Origin of the sequence: Mycobacterium sp. pV006, from assembly GCF_041287115.1 — a bacterium.
Classification (GTDB): domain Bacteria; phylum Actinomycetota; class Actinomycetes; order Mycobacteriales; family Mycobacteriaceae; genus Mycobacterium.
The window spans coordinates 356,466-382,360 of record NZ_JBGGKT010000002.1 but is presented as its reverse complement, the minus strand read 5'-3'; the positions used below and the strand labels follow the sequence as shown (position 1 = coordinate 382,360).

32 protein-coding genes and 1 pseudogene are annotated in these 25,895 nt (G+C 68.9%); 14 read left to right on the top strand and 19 right to left on the bottom strand.

Annotated features, from left to right (window positions below):
* Positions 1-54 precede the first annotated feature (54 nt).
* Entirely contained in the window at positions 55-1,452 is a 1,398-nt protein-coding gene (locus ACAG25_RS05120) for an MFS transporter (RefSeq protein WP_370487211.1), read from the top strand.
* Positions 1,453-1,473: 21 nt separating this feature from the next.
* Here the strand turns inward: ACAG25_RS05120 and ACAG25_RS05115 are convergent, their stop codons facing one another.
* The 9 genes from ACAG25_RS05115 to ACAG25_RS05075 form a co-directional block, all read right to left on the bottom strand.
* Complete coding sequence (locus ACAG25_RS05115) at positions 1,474-1,821, bottom strand: YidH family protein (RefSeq protein WP_370487210.1); 348 nt, start codon at positions 1,819-1,821, stop codon at positions 1,474-1,476.
* Between the two features lie 90 nt (positions 1,822-1,911).
* On the bottom strand, positions 1,912-2,238 hold the full coding sequence (locus ACAG25_RS05110; RefSeq protein ID WP_370487209.1) for a DUF202 domain-containing protein: 327 nt from the start codon (positions 2,236-2,238) through the stop codon (positions 1,912-1,914).
* Between the two features lie 6 nt (positions 2,239-2,244).
* A complete protein-coding gene (locus ACAG25_RS05105; protein ID WP_370487408.1) occupies positions 2,245-3,093 on the bottom strand; it encodes a glycosyltransferase family 2 protein in 849 nt (282 codons plus the stop codon).
* On the bottom strand, positions 3,090-3,983 hold the full coding sequence (locus ACAG25_RS05100) for a glycosyltransferase (protein WP_370487407.1): 894 nt from the start codon (positions 3,981-3,983) through the stop codon (positions 3,090-3,092). Before ACAG25_RS05100 ends, ACAG25_RS05105 begins: the two co-directional genes overlap by 4 nt.
* Positions 3,937-5,175: a glycosyltransferase gene (locus tag ACAG25_RS05095; RefSeq protein WP_370487208.1), complete on the bottom strand. Its 1,239-nt coding sequence runs from the start codon at positions 5,173-5,175 to the stop codon at positions 3,937-3,939. The genes ACAG25_RS05100 and ACAG25_RS05095 overlap by 47 nt, the downstream gene beginning before the upstream one ends.
* Positions 5,172-6,236 carry a glycosyltransferase gene (locus ACAG25_RS05090; protein ID WP_370487207.1) on the bottom strand — a complete coding sequence of 355 codons (1,065 nt, stop codon included), beginning with the start codon at positions 6,234-6,236 and terminating at the stop codon, positions 5,172-5,174. Before ACAG25_RS05090 ends, ACAG25_RS05095 begins: the two co-directional genes overlap by 4 nt.
* Positions 6,237-6,392: 156 nt before the next feature.
* Positions 6,393-7,052 (bottom strand): heme oxygenase (biliverdin-producing), encoded by a 660-nt coding sequence (locus ACAG25_RS05085; protein WP_370487406.1) that lies wholly within the window; start codon positions 7,050-7,052, stop codon positions 6,393-6,395.
* On the bottom strand, positions 7,049-7,807 hold the full coding sequence (locus tag ACAG25_RS05080; RefSeq protein ID WP_370487206.1) for an evbL: 759 nt from the start codon (positions 7,805-7,807) through the stop codon (positions 7,049-7,051). Before ACAG25_RS05080 ends, ACAG25_RS05085 begins: the two co-directional genes overlap by 4 nt.
* 42 nt (positions 7,808-7,849) lie before the next feature.
* Positions 7,850-9,451, bottom strand: coding sequence for an FMN-binding glutamate synthase family protein (locus ACAG25_RS05075; RefSeq protein ID WP_370487205.1), 1,602 nt, complete (start codon positions 9,449-9,451; stop codon positions 7,850-7,852).
* Between the two features lie 71 nt (positions 9,452-9,522).
* Between ACAG25_RS05075 and ACAG25_RS05070 the strand changes: the two genes are divergently transcribed.
* Positions 9,523-9,714, top strand: a complete 192-nt coding sequence (locus tag ACAG25_RS05070) for a ferredoxin (protein ID WP_370487204.1) — start codon at positions 9,523-9,525, stop codon at positions 9,712-9,714.
* Between the two features lie 16 nt (positions 9,715-9,730).
* Here ACAG25_RS05070 and ACAG25_RS05065 read toward each other — a convergent pair whose 3' ends face one another.
* Both ACAG25_RS05065 and ACAG25_RS05060 read right to left on the bottom strand, forming a co-directional pair.
* The gene (locus tag ACAG25_RS05065) at positions 9,731-10,207 is read right to left on the bottom strand and encodes a DUF309 domain-containing protein (protein ID WP_370487203.1); all 477 of its coding nucleotides are present in this window, start codon (positions 10,205-10,207) and stop codon (positions 9,731-9,733) included.
* A 28-nt stretch (positions 10,208-10,235) separates the two neighbouring features.
* A complete protein-coding gene (locus ACAG25_RS05060; protein ID WP_370487202.1) occupies positions 10,236-10,802 on the bottom strand; it encodes a TetR/AcrR family transcriptional regulator in 567 nt (188 codons plus the stop codon).
* A 139-nt stretch (positions 10,803-10,941) separates the two neighbouring features.
* Here ACAG25_RS05060 and ACAG25_RS05055 point away from each other — a divergent pair, with 139 nt between their 5' ends.
* Entirely contained in the window at positions 10,942-11,886 is a 945-nt protein-coding gene (locus ACAG25_RS05055; RefSeq protein WP_370487201.1) for an oxygenase MpaB family protein, read from the top strand.
* On the opposite strand, the gene ACAG25_RS05050 is transcribed toward ACAG25_RS05055, so the two are convergent.
* Entirely contained in the window at positions 11,887-13,074 is a 1,188-nt protein-coding gene (locus ACAG25_RS05050; protein WP_370487200.1) for a cytochrome P450, read from the bottom strand.
* Positions 13,075-13,180: 106 nt separating this feature from the next.
* On the opposite strand from ACAG25_RS05050, the gene ACAG25_RS05045 reads away from it, so the two are divergent.
* The 3 genes from ACAG25_RS05045 to ACAG25_RS05035 are packed head-to-tail and all read left to right on the top strand — an operon-like array spanning position 13,181 to position 14,299.
* Positions 13,181-13,405: a hypothetical protein gene (locus ACAG25_RS05045; RefSeq protein ID WP_370487199.1), complete on the top strand. Its 225-nt coding sequence runs from the start codon at positions 13,181-13,183 to the stop codon at positions 13,403-13,405.
* Positions 13,406-13,407: 2 nt separating this feature from the next.
* Positions 13,408-13,848 (top strand): EVE domain-containing protein, encoded by a 441-nt coding sequence (locus ACAG25_RS05040; RefSeq protein WP_370487198.1) that lies wholly within the window; start codon positions 13,408-13,410, stop codon positions 13,846-13,848.
* Positions 13,849-13,870: 22 nt separating this feature from the next.
* Positions 13,871-14,299, top strand: a complete 429-nt coding sequence (locus ACAG25_RS05035; RefSeq protein WP_370487197.1) for a nitroreductase family deazaflavin-dependent oxidoreductase — start codon at positions 13,871-13,873, stop codon at positions 14,297-14,299.
* A gap of 1 nt (position 14,300) precedes the next feature.
* On the opposite strand, the gene abc-f is transcribed toward ACAG25_RS05035, so the two are convergent.
* Positions 14,301-15,944: a ribosomal protection-like ABC-F family protein gene (gene abc-f, locus ACAG25_RS05030; RefSeq protein ID WP_370487196.1), complete on the bottom strand. Its 1,644-nt coding sequence runs from the start codon at positions 15,942-15,944 to the stop codon at positions 14,301-14,303.
* Positions 15,945-15,976: 32 nt separating this feature from the next.
* Between abc-f and ACAG25_RS05025 the strand changes: the two genes are divergently transcribed.
* Entirely contained in the window at positions 15,977-16,645 is a 669-nt protein-coding gene (locus tag ACAG25_RS05025; RefSeq protein ID WP_370487195.1) for an SDR family oxidoreductase, read from the top strand.
* A 60-nt stretch (positions 16,646-16,705) separates the two neighbouring features.
* Complete coding sequence (locus ACAG25_RS05020; RefSeq protein WP_370487194.1) at positions 16,706-17,737, top strand: fused (3R)-hydroxyacyl-ACP dehydratase subunits HadA/HadB; 1,032 nt, start codon at positions 16,706-16,708, stop codon at positions 17,735-17,737.
* 6 nt (positions 17,738-17,743) lie between these two features.
* Here ACAG25_RS05020 and ACAG25_RS05015 read toward each other — a convergent pair whose 3' ends face one another.
* Entirely contained in the window at positions 17,744-18,235 is a 492-nt protein-coding gene (locus ACAG25_RS05015; protein ID WP_370487192.1) for an SRPBCC domain-containing protein, read from the bottom strand.
* An 8-nt stretch (positions 18,236-18,243) separates the two neighbouring features.
* Positions 18,244-18,564 carry an ArsR/SmtB family transcription factor gene (locus ACAG25_RS05010; RefSeq protein ID WP_370487191.1) on the bottom strand — a complete coding sequence of 107 codons (321 nt, stop codon included), beginning with the start codon at positions 18,562-18,564 and terminating at the stop codon, positions 18,244-18,246.
* 89 nt (positions 18,565-18,653) lie between these two features.
* Here ACAG25_RS05010 and ACAG25_RS05005 point away from each other — a divergent pair, with 89 nt between their 5' ends.
* Positions 18,654-19,715, top strand: a complete 1,062-nt coding sequence (locus tag ACAG25_RS05005) for an FAD-dependent monooxygenase (RefSeq protein WP_370487190.1) — start codon at positions 18,654-18,656, stop codon at positions 19,713-19,715.
* Here the strand turns inward: ACAG25_RS05005 and ACAG25_RS05000 are convergent.
* From ACAG25_RS05000 to ACAG25_RS04990, 3 genes and pseudogenes are all read right to left on the bottom strand, one after another.
* The gene (locus ACAG25_RS05000; protein ID WP_370487189.1) at positions 19,672-20,586 is read right to left on the bottom strand and encodes a sucrase ferredoxin; all 915 of its coding nucleotides are present in this window, start codon (positions 20,584-20,586) and stop codon (positions 19,672-19,674) included. The two genes, ACAG25_RS05005 and ACAG25_RS05000, sit on opposite strands and share 44 nt — an antisense overlap.
* A complete protein-coding gene (locus ACAG25_RS04995; RefSeq protein WP_370487188.1) occupies positions 20,583-21,803 on the bottom strand; it encodes a cupin domain-containing protein in 1,221 nt (406 codons plus the stop codon). The genes ACAG25_RS05000 and ACAG25_RS04995 overlap by 4 nt, the downstream gene beginning before the upstream one ends.
* A 12-nt stretch (positions 21,804-21,815) precedes the next feature.
* Positions 21,816-21,995, bottom strand: a pseudogene (locus ACAG25_RS04990) (hypothetical protein); the annotation flags it as partial.
* Between the two features lie 220 nt (positions 21,996-22,215).
* Between ACAG25_RS04990 and ACAG25_RS04985 the strand changes: the two are divergent.
* Together ACAG25_RS04985 and ACAG25_RS04980 are read left to right on the top strand one after the other, a co-directional pair.
* A complete protein-coding gene (locus ACAG25_RS04985; protein ID WP_370487187.1) occupies positions 22,216-22,713 on the top strand; it encodes a flavin reductase family protein in 498 nt (165 codons plus the stop codon).
* 2 nt (positions 22,714-22,715) lie between these two features.
* Positions 22,716-23,420, top strand: a complete 705-nt coding sequence (locus tag ACAG25_RS04980) for a pyrimidine reductase family protein (protein ID WP_370487186.1) — start codon at positions 22,716-22,718, stop codon at positions 23,418-23,420.
* On the opposite strand, the gene ACAG25_RS04975 is transcribed toward ACAG25_RS04980, so the two are convergent.
* Positions 23,411-23,842, bottom strand: a complete 432-nt coding sequence (locus ACAG25_RS04975) for a thiol-disulfide oxidoreductase DCC family protein (protein WP_370487185.1) — start codon at positions 23,840-23,842, stop codon at positions 23,411-23,413. The two genes, ACAG25_RS04980 and ACAG25_RS04975, sit on opposite strands and share 10 nt — an antisense overlap.
* Before the next feature lie 81 nt (positions 23,843-23,923).
* On the opposite strand from ACAG25_RS04975, the gene ACAG25_RS04970 reads away from it, so the two are divergent.
* From ACAG25_RS04970 to ACAG25_RS04960, 3 genes are all read left to right on the top strand, one after another.
* Positions 23,924-24,277, top strand: a complete 354-nt coding sequence (locus ACAG25_RS04970) for a limonene-1,2-epoxide hydrolase family protein (RefSeq protein ID WP_370487183.1) — start codon at positions 23,924-23,926, stop codon at positions 24,275-24,277.
* Between the two features lie 97 nt (positions 24,278-24,374).
* Positions 24,375-25,544, top strand: a complete 1,170-nt coding sequence (locus ACAG25_RS04965) for a phosphotransferase family protein (protein ID WP_370487182.1) — start codon at positions 24,375-24,377, stop codon at positions 25,542-25,544.
* An 88-nt stretch (positions 25,545-25,632) separates the two neighbouring features.
* Positions 25,633-25,875 (top strand): hypothetical protein, encoded by a 243-nt coding sequence (locus ACAG25_RS04960; RefSeq protein ID WP_370487181.1) that lies wholly within the window; start codon positions 25,633-25,635, stop codon positions 25,873-25,875.
* Positions 25,876-25,895: the final 20 nt, after the last annotated feature.

The window sequence follows — 25,895 nt, the reverse complement described above, 5'->3', positions numbered from 1 at the left end:
TGGGTACCCCGGACCTTCGAGCGAGTCGATATCGGCCGAAGCAGGAGGTAACAGGTGCAGTCCGGCGACGCCCGACACTCCGAAGCAGGGACAGAGCCACCCGCACCGGAGACCGAGCCGCCACCGGGAGTGCTGAAGAAGGCCATCACCGCATCGGCGATCGGCAACGCCACCGAGTGGTTCGACTACGGCATCTACGCCTACGGCGTCACCTACATTTCTGCGGCGATCTTCCCCGGTGACGCCGCCAACGCCACGCTGCTGGCGCTGATGACGTTCGCGGTGTCCTTCCTGGTGCGCCCGCTGGGTGGTTTCGTCTGGGGTCCGCTCGGCGACCGCCTGGGCCGCAAGCGCGTGCTGGCCATGACGATCGTGCTGATGGCTGGCGCCACGTTCTGCGTGGGCCTGGTGCCGACCTACGACATGATCGGCATGTGGGCGCCGTTCCTGCTGGTGTGCCTGCGGATGGTGCAGGGCTTCTCGACCGGCGGCGAGTACGGCGGCGCGGCGACGTTCATGGCCGAGTACGCCCCCAGCCGCCGGCGCGGGCTGCTGGGGAGCTTCCTGGAGTTCGGCACGCTCGGCGGGTTCTCGCTCGGTGCGTTGTTGATGCTCGGATGCTCGCTGGCCCTGGGTGACGAGCAGATGCACGACTGGGGGTGGCGGTTGCCGTTCCTGGTCGCCGCACCGATGGGCCTGATCGGGTTGTATCTGCGGTCCCGGCTGGAGGACACCCCGGTGTTCCGTGAGCTCGAGGAGAAGGGCGAGACCGAGCACGACACCTCGTCGCAGTTCCGCGATCTGATCACCGAGTACTGGCGCCCGATCCTGCGGCTGGGGGGACTCGTCGTCGCGCTCAACGTGGTGAACTACACGCTGCTGACCTACATGCCGACCTACCTGGAGACCCAGATCGGCCTGACGGCGGATCAGTCGCTGATCGTGCCGATCATCGGCATGTTGTCGATGATGGTCTTCGTGCCGTTCGTCGGTCTGCTCAGTGACCGGGTGGGCCGTAAACCGTTGTGGTGGTTCTCGTTGATCGGCCTCTTCGTCGCCGGGGTACCGATGTTCATGTTGATGGGCACCAGTATCGCCGGCGCGGTGATCGGCTTCGCGGTGCTGGGACTGCTCTATGTGCCGCAGCTGGCCACGATTTCGGCGACGTTCCCGGCGATGTTCCCCACCCAGGTGCGTTATGCCGGGTTCGCGATCGCCTACAACGTCTCGACCTCGCTGTTCGGCGGCACCGCTCCGGCGGTCAACGATTGGCTGACCAACGCAACCGGCGATGTCCTGGTACCGGCGTACTACATGATGGGCGCCTGTGTGATCGGCGCGTTGGCTCTGCTGACCGTGCCGGAGACGGCGCGCTGCCCGATCGGCGGCACCGTCACGCCGGGAACCGAAGAGGCACCGGACCCGGTGCCCTACGAAAAGGTGCCGGACTGAGGCGTTTTCACCACGCCTTGCCTATGCTGCCGGGGGCCAGATGACCAGCACGACGAGCACCGCGGCGGTGATCAGCAGTAGCGCACCACCCAGCACCACCGGGACGCGGGTCTGCGGCAGATCCTCGTCCCGGCGCATCGCGGCCTGTACCTGGTACCAGCGTCGCACCGCCATGACCGCGAGCACTCCACCGAGCGCGGTCAATGTCAGGCTGAGGCCGTGTCGCACACCGGCGATCCCGAACGACGGCACGAACTGCACGACGGCGATCCCGGCGGCGATCAACGCCAGGGCCGTCCGGATCCACGCGAGGAACGTGCGCTCGTTCGCCAGCGTGAAGCGGTAGTCCGGTTCCTGATCGGAGTTCATCGAATAATGGACCGGGCATGGGGGTCGACCGACGGACGAAGCACGCCGCAATCGTAGGACGGCTCGACTGCGGGGTCAGCCATCTTCGGTCTACCAACCCAGCGAGTACACCAACGCGCCGATGACGGCGACGGCGAAGGCCGCCGTGGCCACCCCCAGCACCACGACCTCCGCCGAACCGGCCGCGATCGCGTGACCGTCATGACTCGCCTTCCCACGCCGATGACCGAGGACGAGCACCAGCAGGGCCAGCACCGCAGCGGTGGCCGCGAGCAGGGCGCGTCCCGGTCCCAGCGGACCGTGCTCACGTAACAGCGCCAGTACACCACCCAGCAGGAACCCCAATGCGGTTCTCTCCCAGGACAGCTGGGTGCGCTCGCTCTGCAGACCTGGTTTCGTCGGTGCGCGCCGCGTCATCGTCGGTCAGCGTACGTCGGGTGATGCCGCTGACACGAGGACTTCCGGTGTTCCGTCGGGTCGGCGCGTGATCAGCTCCAGCCGTTCGAACGCGTCGAGCCAACCACCCATCGGCCAACTGCCCCAGCGGCGGTGGTAGATCCGTGCGTTGCGGACGATGTCGTGCAGGTGGCCTACCGGCGGGTCCTCCACCGGGTGGTGCTGGTGGAAGGCATGCGCGCCGCCCACCCACCGCATCGGCACACCGCGCACCTGAGCACACCGCGCGAAATCGGTGTCCTCGCCGCCGTAACCGGTGTACTGCTCGCAGAATCCGCCGATCCGGTCCCAGACGTCGGCCTGCACCGCGAACGACAGTGACCAGAACAAGGCGTACTCGGTGCCGTTCTGCACAGATCCGTCGGGCGGCCAGGGGCGTGCGGGATGGGGCCGCACCTGCGCAGCGAGTCCGGTCAGGTCGTAGCCGTCGGGTCCCGCCGGGGGCAGGTAGGTGACCGGACCGCACAGCAGTGCGTCCCGATGCTCGGTGTCGGCTGCGACCTGCCGATAGCGGTCCACCAGATCCTCCGACGGTATGCAGTCGACGTCGAGGAAGATCAGGTGGTCCGCGCCCCGGTCCAGCGCTGCCCGGGCCCCGTGGTTGCGCGCAGCCGCGAGCGGCAACGGCTTGCGGCCGGGACATTCGACCACGTCGGCGCCGCGGCCTTCCTGTCGGACGACCGCCGGGACGTCCGAGTCGCCCAGGGCGACCACGATGTGCATGTCGGGAGCGTGTCTGCTGCGTTGCAGCCCGCGAATCTGGTTGCGCAGGTGGGCATGACGCCGGTGCACCGTGGTGACGACGGCGGTGATCATCGTCGGCCGGCCCCGCTCCGGCACCGCACGGCGGTGTCCTCGACGGCCGCCGCGGCCCGCGCCGCCGCCCCGTGCACCTGCCAGCGACGCCAGTGGGCCGGGTCGCGGCGTGCTGCACGGTGCACCAAACCGGGCCAATCCTCGTCGCGCACCGGCCCGCGGGTGACGGTGGCCAGTGCATGGCGATCCAACACCGCTGCGGTGCAGTCCTGTTCACCGAACGGTCGGGGCTGGGGGACGACGATGGCGGGTCGCTGCGCAGCGGCGATGTCGGCGATGCTGTTCTGTCCGGCGTGGCTGACCACGACGTCGGCGACGCAGAGGTACGGCCACGGGTCGTCGACCCAGCGCCCCGACGCCCCGCCGATCGCAGTCCACGAGACATCCGGCAGGTCGGGTCCCGTCCGGCAACCGGACACGTCGGCGGCGCCGCCCAACACCAGGATCCGCAACTCTCGGTCATCACCGGGGTGTTCCGGCCGGCGTCCCTCGAATCGGCTGATGCCGCCGACGTAGCTGGTCTTGTGGGTGTGGGGCTGCAGCCACCGCGGGGTGTTCAGGCCGGCGGGCCAGGCGGCGAGGATGTGATCGGCGGCGCGGTGGACGGCCTCGTGCGGCGCGTCGGTGCGGTCGCCGGGCAGCGCGAACACGACGGTCGGCACTCCGAGGAGGCGGAGGAACAAGGCGACTTCCACCGAGACGTCGACGACACAGACCTGCGGCTGCGCGTCGGCCACCCACTGCGCCAGCATCTGCATGCGCGCGTGATAGCCGTCGTCGTGGTGCGGCGCCCAGTGCAGCGCACCGTGTGCGGTGGGCTCGCCGACCCGGTCGGCCTGGTCGTCACGCGGTAGCGCGACGACCGCCGCGAACGGATGTTGTTGCGGCACGGTCGCCGACGTCAGGGCCGTCACCGGTCTGCGCATGTGCGAGGCGATGCTGACGGCGCGCGCGAGGTGGCCGTAGCCGTGGTGGTGGATGTAGTAGCCGATCATCGGATTCTGTGCCTTCTGCTGAGATCAATCGTCGATACAGCCTCACGTACGCCTGCACCATCGCGTTGGCCGCGCATTGCCGGACCGCGTGCTCGTGCACGACGCGCCTCGGCAGTTCGGCGGCGGCGGGGATGGCCGCGGCGAGTGCGTCTACATCGCCGGGCGGTACCAGCCGTCCCGACTGCGGGGTGACCAGTTCGGGGATCCCGCCGCGCGCGAATGCGACCACGGGTGTGCCGCAACACATCGCCTCGGCGACCACCAGTCCGTAGGGCTCGTCCCACGTCGGGGTGACCAGCGCGACCGCCGCGGTGCCCACCAGCCGCGCGAGCTCGCGCTGGGTGAGGTGCCCGGCGTAGCGCACCTGGTCGCCGAGGTGCGGTGCGATGCAGTCGGCGTAGTAGTGCGGGTCGGAGATCGGGCCGGCCAGTGTCAGGGCCCGGCCGGCGCGGCGTGCCGCCGCGACCGCGAGGTGCGGCGCCTTCTCGGGCGTGATCCGCCCGAACCACACCGCCGAATCGCCGCCCGGTCCCAACGGCCAACTCCGCGCGTCGATTCCGTTGGGTACCACCTCGAATCGGCCGCCGATGGGTTCCCACGCCTGCGCGGTGTGGGCGGAGACCGCCGCGAACCGGGTGCCGCGGCCGCCGGTGCTCTTGACCGCCGACTCCAGCCACGGGGTGGGCGGGGTGTGCACGGTGGTCAGCATCGGGGTGGCCACCGTCGGCGCCATCGCGACCGGGAGATAGTGCAGGCTGTGGTTGTGGATGACGTCGAAGGCGTCGGCGTCCGGACCGGCGAGCCGGACCATCAGGCTCAGATAGGCGTGGTGGTCGGCCATGAAGTTCTCGGCCGGCATCGACACATCCGAGCGTGCCGCGTCACTGAGCTCGAGCTCCTGCACATCCATTGTGGTGCAGCCGTATCCGGGGTCTGAGCCGGGGGCGGCGAACAGCGTGACGCGGTGGCCGCGTCGGCCCAGCGCCCTGGCAAGGTGCCAGACATGGGCTTCCAGACCGCCGGCGAACGGTTGCCGGATCGGATACCGGCACGACGCGATCACCGCGATACGCAGGGACCCGGTCATGACAGGACGGACTCGTACAGCTCGCGGTGCGCCTCGGCGAGCTGCGCCCGCTCCGCGCTGCGCTGCGGCCAGGTGGCCCGGGGGGCCGGCCGGTTCTGCGACCAGTCGCGATAGGCCGCTTCCACGGCTGCGCGCAGCGTCTCGGGGCCGAAATCCTGTTCGGTGAACCGGAATTCACCGACCGGGCGTTGCTGGGCGTAGTACCCGCAGCTGGGTGCGATCACCGCCGCTCCCAGGTCGAAGCACGCCTCGAGCCATCCGGAATGCGTACCGAACCGGTACGGCAGCACCGATACCGAGAGGCCGGTCAGGTAGTCCCACAGTTCGGCGTCGGTGAAGTACGGGTGGACGCGGACGTCGACGTGCGCGTGCCGGCCGAAGGCCAGCACCGCGGCACCGACATCGGGCGCGTACCAGTGATTCCCGTGGTCGAACACCTCGTCGTGGATGTCGATCTGCAGGACCGTCCCCGGCAGCGCCGCGGTGATGTCGGCCAGTGCCGCCAGCACAGGTAACGGATCCATGTTGGCGCGCAAGCTTTTACAGTGCACACCCACCGTGAAGCGGTCGCTGCGGGGGCGAACCGCTTCGATGCGGTCCCGGTCCAGGACGTGGGGGTGCGGCAGCACGGTCGCCGGCCTGTCCCAGCGGCGCCGGATCTCCGCGGCCGCCCCCGGAGTGAGGGTGATCAGGGCGTCGGCGGCAGCGACCAGCACGTCCTGCGCCAGGATGTGGGCGTCGGGTTCGGGGTGGTGCGGGTTGCGCAGGTCGTGCACGGTGTAGACGAGCGGTTTGTCGTGCGCCTTGAGTTCCTGCATCACGGCGGTGAGCACGTCGGCGCCGAGCGCGTCGAAGCCGAAGTGCACGTGGAACACGTCGAAGTGCTCATGGTTGGCACTCACCCAGCCGGGTTCGAGCATCAACGGCGGCCACCAACCGCCGGGCACCTTGCGGCCGTCGGCCGGCACGGGGTCGGGAAGTCTGACCACGCGGTCGCATGCATCGCCGGCGAGGTGCCGCACATAGACGTGGGAAGCCGGCACGGATGCCACGCGCAACATGCAGTCTCCTCCTGTAGCTCACCAGAGACGACGGGATCTCCCGCCGATACCCGGGTGGGGGGCGTCGCTGCATGCCTGAACGACTGGCAGCTTTCTACCCGTGCGGGTCCCGGCCAAACATGTGACGACCACTCGTAATGTTTGGGCGTCGGGGTCTCAGCGCCGGTAACTGGCCAGATCCGTGCTCAACTCGTCGAGTAACGCCTGATTGAGGTGGTATGCCAGCTTGACCTCCTCGACCACGCGGTCGATGTCCACGGAGTCGAGGTCCAGCCGGTCCAGCGCGGCGCGGTAGGCATCCTTGTACGGTTTGACCCGCAGCCCGAAGTCATAGAAGGCGAGTCCGCTTCCGTCCAGTCCGTACTCGCGGTCCAGCAACGTCGCCATCGCCTGCCCGCCGGACAGGTCGCCCAGATATCGGGTGTAGTGGTGCGCGACAATCGCTCCGCCCCAGCGCAATTGCTGCAGTCGATCCTGATACCGCTGCAGCGCAGGAGAATTCAAAACGCCACGCCCACCGTCCGTCCAGTAGTCCAGATCCTTGTCGAGCGCGGACAGCCGCTCGAGGGCCGGATCGAACACCGCGGCCACCAGCGGGTCGCGGCGGTGGGCCCGCATGGTGGCCTCGAGCGCCTCGTAGACTCCGCGCAGGCGCAGCAGGTAGTCGGCGTACCCGCGGCGGTTCACCCGGCCCGAGAGCAGTTCGACGAAAAACGGTGAGTTCTCGGCTGCCTCGTGTTCGACAGCCGAGCCCACGTTCACCGCCGTCGACAGCGACCGTGTGGCGTCGGCGACCGGATGTCGTCCCACGCTCAGCTCGGGACGTTGGCCTGCAGGGTCTGCAGCGCGGCGGTGCTGAGCCGCGCCAGTTCTTCCATTTCCGCGGGTTCGAGTGCGGCAGAGAGGATCTCGGTCATCCGTCGGTTGGTGAGCTGTTCGGCCTCGTCGTAGCGATCTTTCTTGTCCGCGCCGTCGGCGTACGGTTCGGGCCACCCGAAGATCGCCGCGTACTCCGCACCCTTGTTGAGCATGTGCGCCTCGATCGGTGCGATGCCCGCCAGCGCGAGTGCGCCGAAGTGCAGCGCTGCGCGCAGCTCCCGCAGGACGAACATCACCTGCAGTGCGCGGGCCGGGGCGTCCTGGGCCAGTGGCATGTCCCGCCACCCCGCATACAGCGGCAGCGCGGGGGCCGGGGTGGCGGCGATGACCTTCTCCCCCAGTGCCGCAAGGCGTTCGAGACCCTCGGCCCCTGTCAGATACTTGCGGCCGAATTCTGCGGTCTGCTCCCAGTACACCTGGGCCGCGCCCGCTGCGCCGCGCACGGCGACACCTTCGTCCCACATCGCGGCCAGGCCGGTCGGTTCGAAGACCGCGAAGATCGCCGCGACGGTCGCGCCGGAAGCCTCGCCGAGCACCCCGCCGCGCCCGGCCACATACCCCGACAGCGGGTTCTCGTAGCCGGCGGCGACGCTGGCACCGAACGTCTCGGGATGCAGCATGAACACCACCACGGCTGCTTCGATGGCCGCGCCCGCGTCGGCGGCGACGTTCTGCATGTCCGGATCGCTCATGTGGGGGTTCCTCCTGGATCGGCTGTCTGACTCATCTTCGCATCACTCGGTCGCCTGGTTCGGTTGCGTGGTCACCTTCAGCGGCTCGTGGGTGAAGACGCTGTCGGTACCCGGCAGATTGTCGTAACGGCGCATGTAGGTGTCGATCACGTCGACGATCTCGGGTCCGGGTACGCCCCAGTCGCTGCGGTAGCCGTAGACCTCGGTCAGGGGGCGGTGGCCACGATCCCCGTCGAGGATCTCGACCATGTCGGGGCGCAGCATGGCCGGATGACGCACCCCGGCGGCTTCGGCGACCTTGACCAGGTCGCGACGCAGGGTCATGACGTAGTTGGCCAGCCGGTGCGACTTCTGCTCGGGGTCCAATCCGCCTGCGAGCCAGTGGTTCTGGGTCGCGACGCCGGTGGGACACCGGTCGGTGTGACACTTCTGCGCCTGGATGCAGCCGATGGCCAGCATCGCCTCGCGTGCCACGTTGATCAGGTCGACGCCGAGCGCTAACGCTACGATGGCGTTGCTGGGCAGGCCGAGTTTTCCCGAGCCGATCCACGTCACCCGGTCGCACAGTCCACGCTCGGCGAACATCCGGAACACCGAGGCGAAGCCGAGCCGGAACGGGAAGGAGACGTGGTCGGAGAACACCAACGGGGCCGCACCCGTCCCACCCTCGCCGCCGTCGATGGCGATGAAGTCGACGCCGCGCTGCCCGTCGCCCATGCGGTCGGCCAGATCCTCCCAGAACCTCATCTGCCCCACCGCGGCCTTGATCCCGACCGGCAACCCCGTTGCGTCGGCGACGCGTTCGACGAAGTCGAGCATCTCGTCGACGTTGCGGAACGCGGTGTGCCGCGACGGGCTGATGACGTCCTTGCCCTGCTCGATCCCGCGGATGCGCGCGATCTCGGCATTGACCTTCGCGCCGGGAAGGTGCCCGCCCAGCCCGGGCTTGGCGCCCTGGCTGAGTTTGATTTCGATGGCCCGCACAGGGCCCGTGTGCACCACGTCGAGCAACCGGTCCAGGTCGAAGTGTCCGTGCCGATCCCGGCAGCCGAAGTAGCCGGTACCGATCTGGAAGACCAGGTCGCCGCCGTGAAGATGGTGATCGGACAGCCCGCCCTCGCCGACGTTGTGCAGGAATCCGCCGATCTCGGCGCCCTTGTTGATGGCTTCGATGGCCGGGCCGCTCAACGAGCCGAACGACATCGCCGAGACGTTGACCACCGATGCGGGCCGGAACGCGTGCTTGCGTCCCCGCGGGCCGCCGAGCACCTTCGCGGCCGGCACCTCGATGTTGTGTCCGTGGATGGGGGACGCCGGGACGACGTCGGAGAAGGTGGCCTGTTTGATGATCGGGTACGCCGCGTTCTCGGTGTCGTTGTCGGTGCCGAAAGAGAAGTAGTTGTTCTCCTTCTTGGCCGACGTGTAGACCCAGCGGCGCTGGTCGCGACTGAACGGTCGCTCGTCGTCGTTGCTGGTGATGATGTACTGCCGCAGCTCGGGACCGACGGACTCGAGCAGGTAGCGCGCCCGCGCGATCACCGGGAAGTTGCGGCGCAGCGCGTGCTCCTTCTGGAGCAGGTCCTGCAGTGCCAGGCCGGCCAGGGTCGCGGCGGGAGCCAGTGCGGCGATCGTCCGCTTCTTCATGTGTCCCACCCTGCCATGGATCGCAACCGTGTTCGCAGGACTATGGTCGAGGGTGCGAGGAGGTGCAGATCATGCGTGTACATGTCGACCGTGATCGCTGTGAGGGCAACGCCTTCTGTGTCCGGGTCGCGCCCGAGGTGTTCGCACTCGACGAGGACGAATACGCCATCGTCATCGCCGATCCCGTGCCCGCCGGACAAGAGGCGGCGGCCGAACAAGCCATCGCGGACTGTCCGCGCGCGGCGCTGTCTCGCCTGGACTGACGAAAACCGGCTCTTTTCAGTCCTGTTGGGTGAGCCGCGGCCGTAGCCGTTCTGCGGGAACGTCGTTGGCGGTGCATTCGTCGGCCAGCTCATCGGCCCACCTGATCAGTGCGTCGGTGTCGACCGCGTGCGGCGCCGGACGCGGCGCCTCGGCCAGGCGAGCAGCACCGCGGCGCAGCAGCGTGGCCGCACCGACCCGGTTCCCGCGCTGGATGTGGGTGACGCCGACCGCGAGCTGCGCCAGGCCCTGCCACAGGGACCGCTCCGCCTGCGGCCGCGCCTTCCACGCGGCCTCGAGCACCTCGTGGGCGTGAAAGGCCAGGCCCCGGTCCAACAGCTCCTGGGCGTAGGAGAGGAACTCTGCCGGCGTCAGGTCCAGGTCGTCGGGAATGCGGGCCACCCCGTCACTGCCGGGCGGCAACGGCCGGCCCAGCGCATCGCGGGGCCGCGCATTGCGGGGCCGCCCCGTCTCGTCGCGGGCACGTTCGACCATCTCTTCATCATGCCGTCGGGCAGTGCGGTCATCCGTCGTCACCGGCCAACAGCCCCCGGGACGCGAACTTCAGGCCGGCGCGCAACTCGTCGAGGCGGATCGGATCGTCGGATTCGATGTAACGCATGGTGGTGGCGACGGCCATGTTGAAGAACAGCCAGGCCAGCGCGCTGGGACTCAGCTCGTCGCGGTAGTGGCTGCGGTAGTGGCTCATGTGCAGCGTCGCCATTGCCAGCAGGGTGGCGTGCAGGCCGGAAATGTTGTCGAAGGTCCGGGTGTAGTCGGGTCGCTCGGCGAGATAGCGGATCAGGCCGCGGTTGGCGATCGTGTAGTCGATGAGGATGTCGATCGACGACTCCATCGCCGCTTCGGGCGCTTCGAGCGTCACCGATCGCAGCGCGTTCTCGATCACCGGCGCCTGCTCGGCGGCGAGGGCTTCGATGGCGGCGTGGATGATCTCGTCCTTGTCGGTGAAGTACTGGTAGATGGAGCCCTTGCTGACACCTGCCTTCTCGGCGATCAGGTTGGTGGTCACCTGTTGGGGATCATGGGTGTGCAGCAGACGGGCGGTCGTCGAGACGATTTTTGCGACCATGGCACGAGAGCGCTCCTGCACGGGTGCCTTCCGGGCCTTTGAACTGGGCTTTTCCCGACCCATGAAGTCTCCTGATGCGACTTGAATGCGACCTTTGGGTCATATTAGCTTCGGGGCAGTTTGCGACGAGAGGTTTGCCATGACCGTCAGCCCCGACATCCGTCCGCGCAGCGCGGACGCCGACGAGATCGAACTGGTCCCGATGGACTCCCTGACCGCCGAGCACACCGGCCGGTGGACGTTCCTGATCCTCGACGGTGCCGCCTTCATGATGCAGGCGATGCACCCGGTGATCGCCGAGGTCACCGGCCGCTACTCGGCGTCGTTCAACGGCGATCCGGGCGGGCGTGCCATCCGGTCGATGGATTCGGTGCTGCGCTGGACCTACGGACTGCACGAGGCCACCGCCGAGGGCAACCGCGTGCGCGCGCTGCACAAGCCGATCACCATGACCAGCGCTCACAGCGGCAAGCAGATCAGCGCGCTGGACAAAGAGGCCTACCAGTGGGTGATCGCCACCGGTTACATCGTGACCGAGCAGGCCGGCCGGCTGTCGATGGGACGGCCGTTCACCGACGCCGAACGCGAGGAGCTCCTGCGGGACAACCGTCGGCTCGCGCGGCTGCTGCACACCCCGATGCGTGACTATCCCGAGACGCACGAGGAGATGACCGCGTTCTACGAGCGGATGATCACCGAGCGGTTGGAGGGCACCCCGCAGGCCAAGCAGCTGATCGAGGAGCTGCGCACCGGCAAGGTCGATCTCGGTCCGTCGGTGCCGAAGGCGCTGGTGCCGTTGATCCGGCCGGCCCTGCGGCCGTTCGCGCGGTTCGGTTATCTGTCGATCGTCGGCCTGCTGGACCCGCGGTTGCGCGAGAAACTCGGTGTCACCTGGAGTTCGGCCGAGGAGCGGGAACTGCGCCGGATCTACACCGTGGTCCGCACGGCCTACCGGGTGCTGCCCGACCGTCTCACCTACTTCCCGCTGGCCTACCACGCCCGCAAGCACCACGAGTGCCTGCGCAAGATGGAGCAGCGGCAACAGAAGTCGTTCGCCTACAACCTTCCTGCGCCCAGGAACTGATCAGGCCACGACGGCAGGCATCGTGTCCCAGCCGCGCACGGTGGCCGTGCGTGAGCGGCGGGCGTTGTCGATGTCGATGTCCCATTTCGGGAATCGTTTGAGCACCTCTTCGAGCGCGACCCGGCCCTCGAGGCGGGCCAGCGGCGCTCCGACGCAGAAGTGGGCGCCGCGGCCGAAGGTCAGGTGACCGCCGGGTTTGCGACGGATGTCGAAGACGTCGGGGTTGTCGAAGTGCCGCTCGTCACGGTTGGCCGAGGCCAGCATCATCAGCAGCGCGCTGCCGGCGGGGATCACCTGCCCCTGGAACGCGACGTCATCGGTGGCGACGTAGCGCGCGACGTGCGGGCCCGGCGGCTCGAACCGCAGCAGTTCCTCGATCGCCCCCGGGATCAGGGACAGGTCGGCGGCGAGCTCGGCCCGCTGATCGGGATGCTCGGCGAGCACCTTGCCCATCCAGCCGAACAACCGGCCCGTGGTCTCCACCCCGGCACCGGCCACCACCGCCAGGAAGATCACCAACTCCTGCTTGGTCAGTTTCCGGGTGACACCCGTCTCGTCCTCGAACTGCACGGCCAACAGTTCGGTGATCAGGTCGTCGCCCGGATTCTTCTCGCGCCATTCGACGTACTCGCCGAACATCTCCCCGGTGAAGTAGCGGTTCTTGTCGATCGCCATCGGCTTGCCGGCCTCGTTGCGCAGCACCTCGTTGGCATGCTCGCGCACCGCCGGCTGTTCGGAATCCGGGATGCCGGCCAGCATGCCGATCGTCCGCATCGGCAGTTCGGCCCCGAGGTCCACGACGAAGTCGAAGCGGTCGCCACCGACCAGCGGATCCAGGCACGCGACACAGAACGCGCGCACCTTGTCCTCGATCGCGCGCATCTTCTTCGGCGTGAACGCCCGCGCGACGATCGCCCGATGGATGGTGTGCACCGGCGGGTCCTCGTTGATGAAGACGCCGGGCGGGATCACCGGATCGGTCAGGACCACCTCGAGGATGTCGCCTTTGGCCGAGCTCAGCCGCGCGGTGTCCTTGAGCGCGGCGTCGACGTCGGCGTAGCGGCTGATGCCCCAGAAGTTGTGCTTGTCGTTGAAGTACACCGGGGACTCGTCGCGCAGACGTCGGTAGGTCGGGTACGGATCGCGGTCGATCTCGATGTCCCACGGGTCGTAGTACAGCTCGCTCACCGTCGTCTCCTCACGTCTCGGCCACAGCATAACCCAGCCGCTGTACGAACGTACAGCATTGTCGCGTCCACAGCGGGGTATACGCCCCGCCGACGAGGAGGATGCGATGGACGAGACATGGGAGGTCGTGGTCGCCGACGCCTACGACCGCGGTGACCCCGGCCAGGGCGCAGCGGAGACGTCGCTGGTGCGCGGGCCCGAAGCCGAGGCACGCCGGGTGTACGCCGACGCCGTCGCCGAGGCCGCCGACCGGGGCCACCAGTACGTGCGGCTGCGTCGTGACGGCACAGACGTCGAGACGTGGCCCCAGGAGACCGGCTGGACGGTGTAGCCGTGGTCGCGCCGCGCAGCGTCACGCCGCAGACGCTGGGTGCGTGGGTGATCAAGTGCCACCCGCGCCGCACCCCGATCGAAGCCATGCGCGCCGCCGGGAAGGCGGAATCGAGATGGTGCGTCGCCGCGAACTACCGCACGCGACTGATCCGACCGGGCGACCGCGTGCTGTTCTGGGTTTCGGCACATCCGCGGCGCGGGATCTGGGGCGCAGGCCGGGTCACCGGCCCGCCGACCGACGACAGCACCGGGTTCAGCGTGCCCGTGCACATCCCGTTGTTCGACGAGCCGTTGACCGCCGCCCAACTGGCCTCGGTCGAGGGACTGCGCTCGATGGAGGCATTCCGCTCCCCGCAGCAGTCCAACCCGTCGTGGGTGAACAACGCCGAACTGGCGCTGATCGACCAATTGCTGCACCGGCGCCGCGGGGAATACGAATGAACCGACGACGATTGGAGACACCATGAGCGATCAAGCAGAGTTGAGTCCCACCGACTGGGTCCGCGAACAGACCCAGCGCATCCTGGAGCAGGGCACCACCGACGGCGTCGAGGTCTTCGACCGCCCCATCGTCCTGTTCACCACCACCGGCGCACAGTCCGGCAAGAAACGCTACGTGCCGCTGATGCGAGTCGAGGAGAACGGCCGCTACGCGATGGTCGCCTCCAAGGGCGGCGACCCGAAACACCCGGCGTGGTATTTCAACGTCAAGGCCAACCCGGCCGTGAGTGTCCAGGACGGCACCCAGATCTTCGAGGGCACCGCCCGCGAGCTGGAGGGCGACGAGCGCGAGCACTGGTGGAAGCTCGCCGTTGCGGCCTATCCGCCCTACGCCGAGTACCAGACCAAGACCGATCGGCAGATCCCGGTCTTTATCGTGGAACCGAGCTGACTCAGACCTCGACCACCCGCCCACCCTCGACATGCCACGACCGGTCCAACCGGACGTTGCGCAACATCCGGCGATCATGGGTGACCAGCAGCAGCGCGCCGTCGTAGGTCTCCAGCGCCTGCTCGAGCTGCTCGATCGCGGGTAGGTCCAGATGGTTGGTCGGCTCGTCGAGCACCAGCACGTTGGTGCCGCGGGCCTGCAGCAGCGCCATGCCGGCCCGGGTGCGTTCGCCGGGTGAGAGGTCGTCGACCGCCCGTTCCACGTGGTCGGCGCCGAGCCCGAATTTGGCCAGCAGCGTCCGCACGTCCGCGGTGGGCCAGGTCGGCACCCGCTGTTCGAATCGGTCGAGCAGTCGATCGGTTCCCGTGAAATAGGCACGCGCCTGGTCGATTTCGCCGATCTCGACGCTCGCGCCGAGGCTCGCCCGGCCGTCGTCGGGTGCCCGGCGGCCCAGCAGCAGCCGCAGCAGGGTCGACTTGCCCGCACCGTTGGGTCCGGTGATGCCGATGCGCTCGCCGGCGTCCACCTGAAGCGACACCGGTCCCAGCACGAAATCGCCTTGGCGCACAACGGCGTTGTCGAGGGTCGCGACCACGGCACTGGATCGTGGCGCGGCGCCGATGGTGAACTGCAGCGTCCACTCCTTGCGGGGCTCCTCGACCTCTTCGAGCCGTGCGATCCGGCTCTCCATCTGACGGACCTTCTGCGCCTGCTTCTCGCTGGACTCGGTGGCCGCGCGACGGCGGATCTTGTCGTTGTCGGGAGCTTTGCGGATCGCGTTGCGGGTGCCCTGACTCGACCACTCCCGCTGCACGCGGGCACGTGCCACCAGGTCGGCCTTCTTCTCGGCGAACTCCTCGTACTGTTCGCGCCGGTGCCGGCGGTTGACCTCGCGTTCTTCGAGATAGCTGTCGTAGCCGCCACCGAAGACCGTCGTGGTGTTCTGCGCCAGATCGAGTTCGAGTACGCGAGTCACGGTGCGCGCCAGGAACTCCCGGTCGTGGCTGACCAGCACCACGCCGCCGCGCAGTTCGGAGACGAACCGCTCCAGGCGGGCCAGGCCGTCGAGGTCGAGGTCGTTGGTCGGTTCGTCGAGCAGCACCATGTCGAACCGCGACAGCAGCAGCGCCGCCAACCCCACCCGCGCGGCCTGGCCCCCGGACAGTTCGGTCATATCCGTATCCGGCTGCACCGCAGCGGAACCCAGGCCCAGGTCGGCCAGGACCGCGGGGAGCCGTTCGTCCAGGTCGGCCGCGCCGGTGGCCAGCCAGTGATCCAGCGCCGCGGCGTACGCGTCGGCGCCGGCGCCGGCGTCGTCGAGGGCGGCGGCCGCGGCATCCATGACGCGGGTGGCCTCGGCGCATCCGGTGCGGCGCGCGATGTAGCCAGCGACCGTCTCGCCGGGGATGCGGTCGTGCTCCTGGGGCAACCAGCCGACGAACGCGTCGGCGGGCGCGAGACTGACGGTGCCCTCGAGCGGGTCGAGTTCACCGGCCAGGATCCGCAGCAGCGTGCTCTTGCCGGCGCCGTTGACGCCGACCACCCCGACCACGTCTCCCGGCGCGACGGTGAGGTCGACACCGGCGAACAGCGTGCGGTGGGCGAACCCCCCGGCGACGTTCTTCGCGACGAGCGTTGCGGTCATGCCCCCATCTCACACCATGCGATGCAGCGGGAATGTTCTCGTCCGTCGGCGCCGCCGTGGCCTTCACCTACACCGCATCGCCGTCGCACGCCGAGCAGGTCGTCGCCGAGCTGACCGCCGACGGCGCCACCGTCGTGGCGCTCGCGGCAGACTCCGCCGATCCCGCACAGGTGACCCGCGCCGTCGACCAGACCGTCGGCGACCTCGGGGGTTTGGACATCCTGGTCAACAACGCCGCCGTCGCGCACGTCGCACCCATCGACGAGTTCCCCGCCGAGCAGTTCGACCGGCTGGTCGCGACCAACATCGGCGGCGTGTACTGGGCGGTGCGCAGCGCGGTCCGACACCTCGGCGAGGGCGGGCGCATCATCAACATCGGCAGCATCAACGCCGAGCGCATACCGGCGGCCGGCTTCTCGGTGTACGGCATGACCAAGGGCGCGATCGCGTCGTTCACCCGAGGACTCGCACGTGACCTCGCGCCGCGCGGTATCACCGTCAACAACGTGCAGCCCGGACCGATCGACACCGACGCCAACCCCGCCGACGGCGCGTTCTCCGAACTCGGGAAGCAGATCGTCGCGCAGGGCCGCTACGGGCACACCCGTGATGTGGCCTCGCTGGTCAGCTTCCTGGCCGGTCCCGAATCCGGCTACATCACCGGCGCCCACCTCAACGTCGACGGCGGCTACACCATCTGAGCGCGTTAGTGTGCTTGGGTCGGCCTCCACGACCAGCCGACGGAAGAGTTGAGCACATCTATGACCGCATCTGCAGAAGCGTCACCGCTCGAAGCGCGCGTAGGCCATCACTACCAGATGGCCGGCACCTACCTCGTCGGTCGGGAGAAGCTCCGCGAGTACGCCCGCGCAGTTCAGGACTATCACCCCGCGCACTGGGACGTCGCCGCCGCGCGTGAGCTGGGATATCCGGATGTCGTCGCACCGCTGACGTTCACCTCGGCGCCGGGGATGCAGTGCAACCGTCGCATGTTCGAGGAGATCGTCGTCGGCTACGACACGTATCTGCAGACCGAAGAGGTCTTCGAGCAGCACCGTCCGATCGTGGCGGGTGACGAGCTGGTCATCGACGTCGAGCTCTCGTCGGTGCGCCGGACCGCCGGCCGGGACTTCATCACCGTCACCAACACGTTCACCGACACCCAGGGCGAGCGCGTGCACACCCTGCACACCACCGTGGTCGGGGTGACCGCCGAGGACATCGACGCCGGGGTCAAGACGGCCGTGCAGAACGCGATGATGCACGACATGAACATTCTCGACATCGGCGGCAACGACGCCGACTACGAGAAGACGGTCCGGCCGGCCGGTGACATCCGCATCTCCGACGGCACACAGACCCGCACGCCGGGCTCACGCGATTTCGACGCGCTCAAGGTCGGCGACGAACTCCCCCCGCACCACGCCCGCCTGTCGCGCGGGGACCTGGTGAACTACGCCGGGGTGGCCGGTGACGCCAACCCGATCCACTGGGACGAGGAGATCGCCAAGCTCGCCGGTCTGCCGGACGTCATCGCCCACGGCATGCTCACCATGGGTCTGGGGGCGGGCTTCGTGTCGTCGTGGTCGGGCGATCCGGGCGCGGTCACCCGCTACTCGGTGCGGCTGTCCCAGCCGGCGATCGTGTCGGCCAAAGAGGGGGCCGACATCGAGTTCAGCGGCAAGGTCAAGTCGCTGGATCCCGACACCCGCAGCGGTGTCGTGCTGGTCGGTGCGAAAGCCGGCGGCAAGAAGATCTTCGGCCTGGCCACGTTGCACGTGCGCTTCCGCTGACCGGGCTCACCGGCTCGACAAGAGCTTCTCGAGCTTGTCCAGCTGCGCCTTGTACCCCCACTTCATCCCGAACGCGGCCATCTTCGCCTTGGGCCCGATCTTGGTGATCGTGACCCGCAGCGTCACGGTGGTGGCCCCGTCGCGTTCGCTCAGCGTCACCTCGTTGGTGTGGTGAATGGTGCTGCCGGCCTCCTCGCCCTCGGTCCACGAGCGCGCGTCGTAGGCCAGCAAAGTGCGTTCGTCGATGCGGGTGAACTGCCCGGACATGGGCCACCGCGTGCCCTGGTACTTGCCCATGCCCTCGTCGGCTTCCATGACGATGTAGAGCTCGCCGCCGACGCGCAGGTCGACGCGGCACTCCGGCACGAACGTCTTGTCCGGACCCCACCACTGCCGCAGGATCTCCGGATCCGTCCACGCCCGCCAGACGGTGTCCAACGGCGCCCGGTAGGTGCGCTCGAAGTCGAGATTCTTGGGTTTGAGCAGCTTCAACAACATCGAATGTCCTAGTCGTCGTGTTCGGTGATCGAGTCCAGATAGCCGCCGAGGGCATCGAGCCGGGTCTCCCACAACTGCTCGAAGGACTCCAACCAGTCGGCGATCTGCTCGAACGCTTCGGCTTCCAGGTGGTAAATCCGCTGCCGGGACAGCGCCTCACCACTGACGAGCCCCGAATCACTCAGCACCCGAAGGTGTTTGCTCACCTGCGGCTGCCGGATACCGAGTTCCTCGGAGATCTCGGTGACCGACCTGGGGCCGGTCCTGAGCAGTTCGACGATCCTCAGCCGGCTGGGTTCGCCCAGCGCGGTGAAAACCTCGGACTGCACGTCGACGACGCTAACCGCAGTGACGTATTCCCGTCAAGGAATATATCCGACGCTTCCCGGGGCGCTACTACGCGACGTAGTATTCCGATATGCGGGTGGGCGTCATCGGTGCGGGCTTCGCCGGTCTGGCGACAGCCATCGCGATGCGTCAGACCGGTCATGACGTCACGGTGTTCGAACGCTCCGACGGCCCCGTCACCGACGGCGGGGCCATCGCGTTGTCACCGAACGGGTTGGCGTGCCTGGACGCGCTCGGCGTCCGGGACCGCATCGACACCCGCGACTGGGCCGCGCAGCCGGCGACGATCCGCAACCGGCACGGCCGGGTTCTGGTGCGACGCACACTCGGTCAGATCGCCGGCGGCCCGGAGTTCGCCGTGGTCCCCCGCGCCGAACTGACCCGGCTGCTCGCCGACCGATTGCCCGGAGACTGTGTGCGGTACTCGTCGGGCGTGACCCGCGCGACCATCGACGGCTACGCCGAGATCGACGGCACGGCCCACCGCTTCGATCTCCTGGTCGCGGCCGACGGCGCCCACAGCTCTGTGCGCTCGTCGATCTGGGCCGATGCCCGCCCGATGCGGATGACCGGCATCACGGCCTGGACGTGGACCGTCGATCGACCTGTCGACGATCACGGCGCGATCTGGGGCCGCACAGCAGAATTCGGCATCCTTCCGCTGCACGACGGCCGCACCTATGTGTGGGGCGGCGCGCGCATCGGGCATGCCGACCTGTCGTCCTACCGGACCTGGCCCGATCCGCTGCCGGCGCTGATCGACGCCGTCGACGTCGACTCGCTGCCGTCGGTGCAACTCGTCGAGTCCCGGCCGCCGCGACGTCTCACCCGGGGTCGGATGGTCCTCATCGGCGACGCGGCCCACGCGATGCGTCCGACGTTCGGACAGGGCGCAGCACTGGCGATGGAGGACGCCCTGACCCTGGCCAGGGCCGGAGCCAAGCAACTCGATCGCCGGCGCCGTCGCATGTTGCAGCTGTACTGGGCCTCCCGGCTCGGATCCGTGGCGGCACTGCCCAAAGGCGCTGTCGCGGAACTGGTTCGCGACGCCGCATTCCGCACGGTCCCTGATGCGGTGTTCGGAGCGGTCACGGCGCGGGCGAGCCGCTGGCGTCCGCCCCCTGAATGCTGACCAACTCGTAGGTGCGGACCCGTCCCGGCACCGTGGCACTGCACTGCGACAACAGCGGCTCGGACATCTGTTCGCGCACAGTCACCTCCACCGCACCGCCATCACACGACAACACCACCCGGGTCATCCCGTCACCCGGTTCGACCTCCAACGGCGCATAGGCCTGGATGCGGTCGTCGCCGAGTTCCTCCCGCGCGTAGTGCTGGGCCGCCTGGACCACGTGCGGGAGCGAGGTACGCCCGCGCAGGTAGGTGTCGTCCAACCGGCCTTCCAGGTACCGCGTGACCAGCCCGGCCGCGTCGGTCTGGTCGACCCGTCCGTAGCACAGCCCCTCCGGCAGGATCAGCATCGTCGCGGCGAACCGGTCGCCCCCCAGATGCGAACATTCCCAGGTTGTTTCGGGGTATGCGGCAGCGATCGCAGACACCGCGGCACGTCCTCGCACCGCGCAGCACTGGTCGTGCTTGCCGTGCGCACACACCGCCACCAAGGGGCCGTCGAACAGCCGGCCGTCCGAGCCGTCGAGCGCGATGTCCAGGTACTCCCGCGGGTCGCTCACCTCACCGTGATGCAGTGCTTCTGCGCCGAGACCCGCATGGGCGACGAACCACCGCCACCGCGGTGTGCCGGAGCGCCGGCCGTGGCGGCGGATCGCCGCGATCCGCATCTTGGCGGCCTCGGCGCGCTTGACCACCGCGCGTCCCAGTTGGGGCTCGATGATGCCGGGCGACTGCAGGAACGCCATCGGTCCCCACGCGCCCTCCAACTCCAACAGCAACCAGGTCTGACCGGCCGAAGCGGTCCCGTATATCGGGTCGGCGCGGGCGAGCGCCTGATCGCTGCAGGGCAAGGGTTTCACTGTGTCGGTCATGCAGTCCGTTCTGTGTCGACCGGTACGACCACGGCCTCGCGCAGGAGCCGACGCAACACCACTGCGCCGTCTGCGGCGTCCAGCCCCGGCAGCGTATCGGCCCGCAGCACCGCGCCCCCGTGCAGTGCGTCGAGCGCGGCGCCGCATGCCTCGGGGAAGTCGATGGTCCGGTCGGGCAGGCGCAGCCGGACGCGGCCGTCAGCGTGCTCGACGGAGGCGACGAGGCCTTGCCTCCATCGCACGCTCACGCTGTCGGCGTTGCCGGCCGCATCGAACGAGGCCAGCGGACGCACGGCGGCCGGGCGGGTCCGTTCCGCGTGACGCCGAGCGAGTCCGGTGGCCACGTCCTCCCCCAGGACCGACATGCCGTCGCGCAGCAGCTCGGTCAGCTCAGCCAGACATTTCGTTGCGGTGGCGGTCATTTCGTCGTGGTTGGCGGGGTCGACGGACATCGGCAGCGAGGTCCTGAACTGCTCGTGGCCTTCCAACCGGTCCACGAGGGCCCGCAGTACGTCGAGCGGGGTGGTCGGCGACACCCCGACGGTCAGGTGGATCGACACCGTGTCCAGCGCGCGCGCCGAATGCACCCACCCGCGGGGCAGATAGAGCGCATCGCCGGGCGACAGCACCGTGTCGATGACCGGGTCGTCGGCGGCGCGGCGGGCGACGGCATCCCGGTGGTCGGTCCAGGGTTGGGACGGCAACGGGTCGACGTGCACCGGTGCGTGGACGGTCCAGTGTTTGTGTCCGGCGGTCTGCAGGACGAACACGTCGTGGACGTCGTAGTGGGGCTCGAAACCCCGGTGGGACGGCGGGGTGATGTACGCATTGGCCTGCACGGGATGTCCGAGGTCGTCGACCATGCTGCGCACGAAGTCGATCATCGGCGGCCACAGCCGGTGCAGACCCTGCAACACGATCGACGCGCCGGCGGCGAACTGCGCCAGCACCTTGGCCGAGTCCACCTGATCGGTGACCTCGGCGCCGAAACCGGCCGGGCCGAGATAGCAGTCGCGGGACAACACGCTGCCGTCGCGCGCCAGCCGGATGAACGGCGCGCGCACCCCGCGCTCGGCGAGCAACTCGTCGACGGCGTTCGTCGACAGCAGGTCGTCGAAGTCGCGGGGTAGCGCGTCGGCCCGAGTGAGCAACGGCTGTCGGCCCCAGTGGGTTCTCGCGAACTCGGCGGGATCGACGCCGACGCAACGACTCAGCATCGGCAGGTGTTACGCGGTGCCGTCGGCTCCGCCGTCGTGGCCCTCGGGATTGGAACCGCCATCGGCGGTGCCTTCGCCGCCGGCCGTGCCGTCGGCGCCGCCGTCGTGGCCCTCGGGATTGGAACCGCCGTCGGCGGTGCCTTCGCCGCCTCCGCCCGGGGTGGTGGTGATGTCGTCGTCGTTGATCGCCATGGAATTCTCTCCTTCGTCGACCCGCGTCGGTTCGAGCGGCCGCTCGGACGCGGTCAGGCCAGAGTTTCCCCGGTCTGTCGGCAGGTAAACGGAAGGCTTGGCTCACCTGCCCGGTCACCCCTTCCCCGCGAGCAGACGCGCACACCCCCGAAATGGCCCTCCGTTGGGGGTCTTGGCGTCTGCTCGCGGGAGGGACGGGACGGTCGGGAATACTGGCGGGATGCCCGAGTCAGGTTCTGAGCCGTTCGAAGCGCTGGTGTCGTTGCTGGACTATCCGATGTTCGTGGTCACCACCCGCTCCGGCGACGATCGGTCCGGATGCCTGGTCGGATTCGGCTCCCAGACCTCGATCAACCCGCCGCGGTTCCTGATCGGACTGTCCAAGAAGAACCGCACCTTCCGGGTCGCGCAGGACGCGACGCATCTGGCGGTGCACGTCGTGCCCCGCGAGCAGGTGGATCTGGCCCGGCTGTTCGGCAGCGAAACCGGCGACGAGACAGACAAATTCGCGCGCTGCGAGTGGCACGACGGCCCCGAAGGCATCCCGGTTCTCGAGGCCGCGGGCGCCTGGTTCGTCGGAACCGTCCTGAAGCGCTTCGACGTCGGCGACCACGTCGCCCACATCCTGGAACCCGTGGCCGGCCACGCACCGGAGGATGTCACCAACTGGGTCACCTTCTCCGATGTCCGCGACATCGAGCCCGGACACGAGGCGTAGTGATGTCCCCTGCCACGCCCCACCTCGGCGCCGTCGACGACCTCGACCAGCTGCTCGACTTCTATTCCGACGCGCCCGCAGGGGTGCGCGCGAACATGATCTTCTCGGCCGACGGCGCGGCCGCCTTCGCCGGGCGAGCCGGGCCGCTGTCGGAACCTCTCGACCAGGCGCTGCTGCGCGAACTGCGCGGTTTCTCCGACGTGGTGCTGGTGGGCGCCGGCACCGCACGCGCGGAGCGCTACGGCCCGGTGCGCCTGCGCGACACCAGCCGTCGTTCGCTGCCGCCGATCGCGGCGGTCAGCCGGTCCGGGGCGCTGCCGGAATCGCTGTTCGCCGACCCGGCGCAACGCCACATCCTGGTCACCACCGAGCGCGCGGTCGCCGAGCAGGGACTCGTTCCCGACGACCGGCGCGACATCCTGGTCGCCGGTGAGGACACCGTGGACCTCCCGAGCGCTGTCGCGGAGTTCCATCGGCGCGGGCTGCACCGGATCCTGTGCGAGGGCGGGCCGACGCTGCTGGACGCGGTGGTGGCCGCCGACCTGCTCGACGAACTGTGCGTGACGCTCTCACCGACGCTGGCCGGTGTCCAGGACATCGGCCACGGCAGCGCCACGCTGACCGGTCCACGCGCCCTGACCCTGGAACACGCTCTGCACCACGCCGACTACCTGTACCTCAAGTACTCGCGACGACGTCAGCCGTAGGCCGCGTCGAGGAATCGGCTGCGGACCTCGGGCGGCGGGATCGGGCACGTATCGTACTGTCCGCCAACGTGATACCGGAACGCGGCGAACCTGTCGTACATCAAGTCCCGGATCCGTGCCGGAATGGCCCCGGTGGCCAGGGCCAGCTTCCAGTAGCCGCCCAGATACTGCGCCACCTGCAGCAGCGCATCCGTCCGGATGTCCACCCGCTCGTCGGGCCGGCCGGCGTTGCGGACGTAGACCATCGAATCGACACCTTGCAGATGCGGGTGGCGTGCGATCACGTCGCGTGCGAAGTCGCTGTCGAGAGCCGCGAACCGTAATGTGCCGCGGCGATCGTGGCGCAGGATGGTGCGCACGCCGGCATTGCACACACCGCAGACCCCGTCGTACAGCAACACCGGAGCGCCCGTCGGATTCATGCCTCCACGGTACGCGCGCCGACCGCTTTACAGATGTGCGTGCTATTGTCACCCGCACGTTATGCCGGACCGGGGCTGCACATGAATGCCGAAGAGGTCGTCCGCGCGGAGCTGACCGCGTGGGGACGCAACGACGTCGACGAGGTCATGAGCCACTTCGCCGACGACGCCACGTTCTACATCGGCCCGGACTACCCGCAGTTGCAGGGCCGCGACGCCATCCACGCGCTCATGAAGGCGTTCTTCCGCCGCGGACAGTGCGTGGACCTCGAGATCCATCACCTCGCCGTGGACGGGGACGTGGTGCTGATGGAGCGTCACGACCACTGGATCGTCGAGGGTACGCAGAAGAGCTGGCCGGTCATGGGCGCCTACGAAGTGCGTGACGGGAAGATCACCGCCTGGCGCGAGTACTTCTACCCGCCGCCCGAATGACCTTGGCGCCCAGTGTCGTCGGCTGACCTGCCCCGGGATGAGAACACTCTCATCTCGGCGTCATCGTCGTCTCGCCACCGCCTCGCAGGCTGGTGTCATGACTGCTGCCGCGCTGGATCTGCTGCTCGGCGCCTCGGCGCCGGCCGTGCTGCAGCACGCCGTGGCCGAGTACGGCGGCAGGCTGCGTGCGGCGGTTCCAGCTAGCGCCACGGTGCGTCCGGACGGCGCTGTGCTGGTGCGCTATCGCGCGCAGGCGCGCCGAGCCGATGGCCGCTCGGGTACCGAAGTGCTGGTGGCGGCCACCGGATCTGCCATCGTCGAGGGAGCGACGGTGGTCACCGGAGAACACCTTGGCGTCGCGATGCAGGTCGGGCTGTGGCGGTGGCCGCAGGACCCGGCGCTGCCCGGGGTGGCGCTGCTGGCCGACCCCGCCGCGGGACTGCGCCGGCTGGGGCTGGCGTCGACGGGTCCGCTGCACGCCACGGTGCGCGCCTACCGGCCCGGTCAACGGGCCGTGGTCGAGCTGCGGGACAGTCGGCACACCCGGTTCGTCAAGATCGTGCGCCCGGCGGCGGTGACCGGATTGCGTCGTCGGCACGACCTGCTCGCACCGTGCCTGCCGGTGCCGCCGGTGCTGGCCTGCGGTGACGACGGGGTGATCGTCCTGCCGCGGGCTCCGGGCATTCCGATGCGCGACGCGATCGCCGGTGCGGACGCGTTGCCGCGGCCGGAACACCTGGAGGCTCTGCTCGCTCGCCTGCCCGACTCCGTCCTGTCGTTGCCGCGCCGACGGGGGCCGCTCGAGCGCGTCGAGGACACTGAGGCCATCCTGCGCCGGACCAGCGCGTCGCGCCCCGATCTGCTGGCGCGCCTCCCGCGACTGGTCGACGGGCTGTTGTCATGGTGCCCGGACGAACCGGAGGTGCCCGTGCACGGCGACTTCTACGAAGGCCAGTTGCTGCTCGACGACGGCCGTGTGACCGGCCTTCTCGACGTCGACACCGTCGGGCCCGGCCGGCGCGGCGAGGAGTGGGCGACGATCATCGGGCACCTCGCCGTCGCCGGACTGCGGTCTGCCCGAGCCGCCTCCTATGCCGACACGATTCTCGAATTCGCCTGTCGGCGCGTCAATCCGGAGGCGCTGCGGCGTCAGATCGCGGCGGTGGTGTTCGGTCTGGCCACCGGGCCGTTCCGGGCCTGCCACCCGGCCTGGCCGCACCTGACCGCGCAGCGCCTCGACCTCGCGGCGCGGTGGCTGTCCGGATGAGAACTCGCTCATCTCCGGCTCCCGCGCCCTTCATGTGCCGCGGCGATGGTTGAAGGGTCAGACCTGATACGACGAAAGGGGAAACCTCATGACACGCACATCCACCTGGAAGGTCGTCACCGCCGGGGTCGCGTTGACCGGACTGGGCATCGTGGGCGCCGGCACCGCGGCCACCGCGGCCGCCGATCCCCTTCCGGCCGTCCACTCCGCTACCGCCCCGCAATTCGATTGGGCCGCAGCGTTCGTCGACGACAGCCCGGACGTGTCCTACGTCGCGATGGACGATTCCTGGGACGACAGCCCCTGGGATGACAGCCCGTACGACGACTGACTCGGGGACCCCTTGCGTCG

Excerpts from the sequence above, each read along its gene's own strand:
- ACAG25_RS05095 (WP_370487208.1), bottom strand. The coding sequence starts at position 5,175 with ATGACCGGGTCCCTGCGTATCGCGGTGATCGCGTCGTGCCGGTATCCG.
- ACAG25_RS04985 (WP_370487187.1), top strand. The coding sequence starts at position 22,216 with ATGCCCGAGTCAGGTTCTGAGCCGTTCGAAGCGCTGGTGTCGTTGCTG.
- ACAG25_RS05005 (WP_370487190.1), top strand. The coding sequence starts at position 18,654 with ATGCGGGTGGGCGTCATCGGTGCGGGCTTCGCCGGTCTGGCGACAGCC.
- abc-f (WP_370487196.1), bottom strand. The coding sequence starts at position 15,944 with ATGACCGCAACGCTCGTCGCGAAGAACGTCGCCGGGGGGTTCGCCCAC.
- ACAG25_RS05045 (WP_370487199.1), top strand. The coding sequence starts at position 13,181 with ATGGACGAGACATGGGAGGTCGTGGTCGCCGACGCCTACGACCGCGGT.
- ACAG25_RS05000 (WP_370487189.1), bottom strand. The coding sequence starts at position 20,586 with ATGACCGACACAGTGAAACCCTTGCCCTGCAGCGATCAGGCGCTCGCC.
- ACAG25_RS05115 (WP_370487210.1), bottom strand. The coding sequence starts at position 1,821 with ATGAACTCCGATCAGGAACCGGACTACCGCTTCACGCTGGCGAACGAG.
- ACAG25_RS04965 (WP_370487182.1), top strand. The coding sequence starts at position 24,375 with ATGACTGCTGCCGCGCTGGATCTGCTGCTCGGCGCCTCGGCGCCGGCC.
- ACAG25_RS05035 (WP_370487197.1), top strand. The coding sequence starts at position 13,871 with ATGAGCGATCAAGCAGAGTTGAGTCCCACCGACTGGGTCCGCGAACAG.
- ACAG25_RS05055 (WP_370487201.1), top strand. The coding sequence starts at position 10,942 with ATGACCGTCAGCCCCGACATCCGTCCGCGCAGCGCGGACGCCGACGAG.
- ACAG25_RS05025 (WP_370487195.1), top strand. The coding sequence starts at position 15,977 with ATGTTCTCGTCCGTCGGCGCCGCCGTGGCCTTCACCTACACCGCATCG.
- ACAG25_RS05105 (WP_370487408.1), bottom strand. The coding sequence starts at position 3,093 with ATGATCACCGCCGTCGTCACCACGGTGCACCGGCGTCATGCCCACCTG.
- ACAG25_RS05090 (WP_370487207.1), bottom strand. The coding sequence starts at position 6,236 with ATGTTGCGCGTGGCATCCGTGCCGGCTTCCCACGTCTATGTGCGGCAC.
- ACAG25_RS05070 (WP_370487204.1), top strand. The coding sequence starts at position 9,523 with ATGCGTGTACATGTCGACCGTGATCGCTGTGAGGGCAACGCCTTCTGT.
- ACAG25_RS04980 (WP_370487186.1), top strand. The coding sequence starts at position 22,716 with ATGTCCCCTGCCACGCCCCACCTCGGCGCCGTCGACGACCTCGACCAG.
- ACAG25_RS04975 (WP_370487185.1), bottom strand. The coding sequence starts at position 23,842 with ATGAATCCGACGGGCGCTCCGGTGTTGCTGTACGACGGGGTCTGCGGT.
- ACAG25_RS04970 (WP_370487183.1), top strand. The coding sequence starts at position 23,924 with ATGAATGCCGAAGAGGTCGTCCGCGCGGAGCTGACCGCGTGGGGACGC.
- ACAG25_RS05065 (WP_370487203.1), bottom strand. The coding sequence starts at position 10,207 with ATGGTCGAACGTGCCCGCGACGAGACGGGGCGGCCCCGCAATGCGCGG.
- ACAG25_RS05075 (WP_370487205.1), bottom strand. The coding sequence starts at position 9,451 with ATGAAGAAGCGGACGATCGCCGCACTGGCTCCCGCCGCGACCCTGGCC.
- ACAG25_RS05020 (WP_370487194.1), top strand. The coding sequence starts at position 16,706 with ATGACCGCATCTGCAGAAGCGTCACCGCTCGAAGCGCGCGTAGGCCAT.
- ACAG25_RS04960 (WP_370487181.1), top strand. The coding sequence starts at position 25,633 with ATGACACGCACATCCACCTGGAAGGTCGTCACCGCCGGGGTCGCGTTG.
- ACAG25_RS05080 (WP_370487206.1), bottom strand. The coding sequence starts at position 7,807 with ATGAGCGATCCGGACATGCAGAACGTCGCCGCCGACGCGGGCGCGGCC.
- ACAG25_RS05110 (WP_370487209.1), bottom strand. The coding sequence starts at position 2,238 with ATGACGCGGCGCGCACCGACGAAACCAGGTCTGCAGAGCGAGCGCACC.
- ACAG25_RS04995 (WP_370487188.1), bottom strand. The coding sequence starts at position 21,803 with ATGCTGAGTCGTTGCGTCGGCGTCGATCCCGCCGAGTTCGCGAGAACC.
- ACAG25_RS05015 (WP_370487192.1), bottom strand. The coding sequence starts at position 18,235 with ATGTTGTTGAAGCTGCTCAAACCCAAGAATCTCGACTTCGAGCGCACC.
- ACAG25_RS05060 (WP_370487202.1), bottom strand. The coding sequence starts at position 10,802 with ATGGTCGCAAAAATCGTCTCGACGACCGCCCGTCTGCTGCACACCCAT.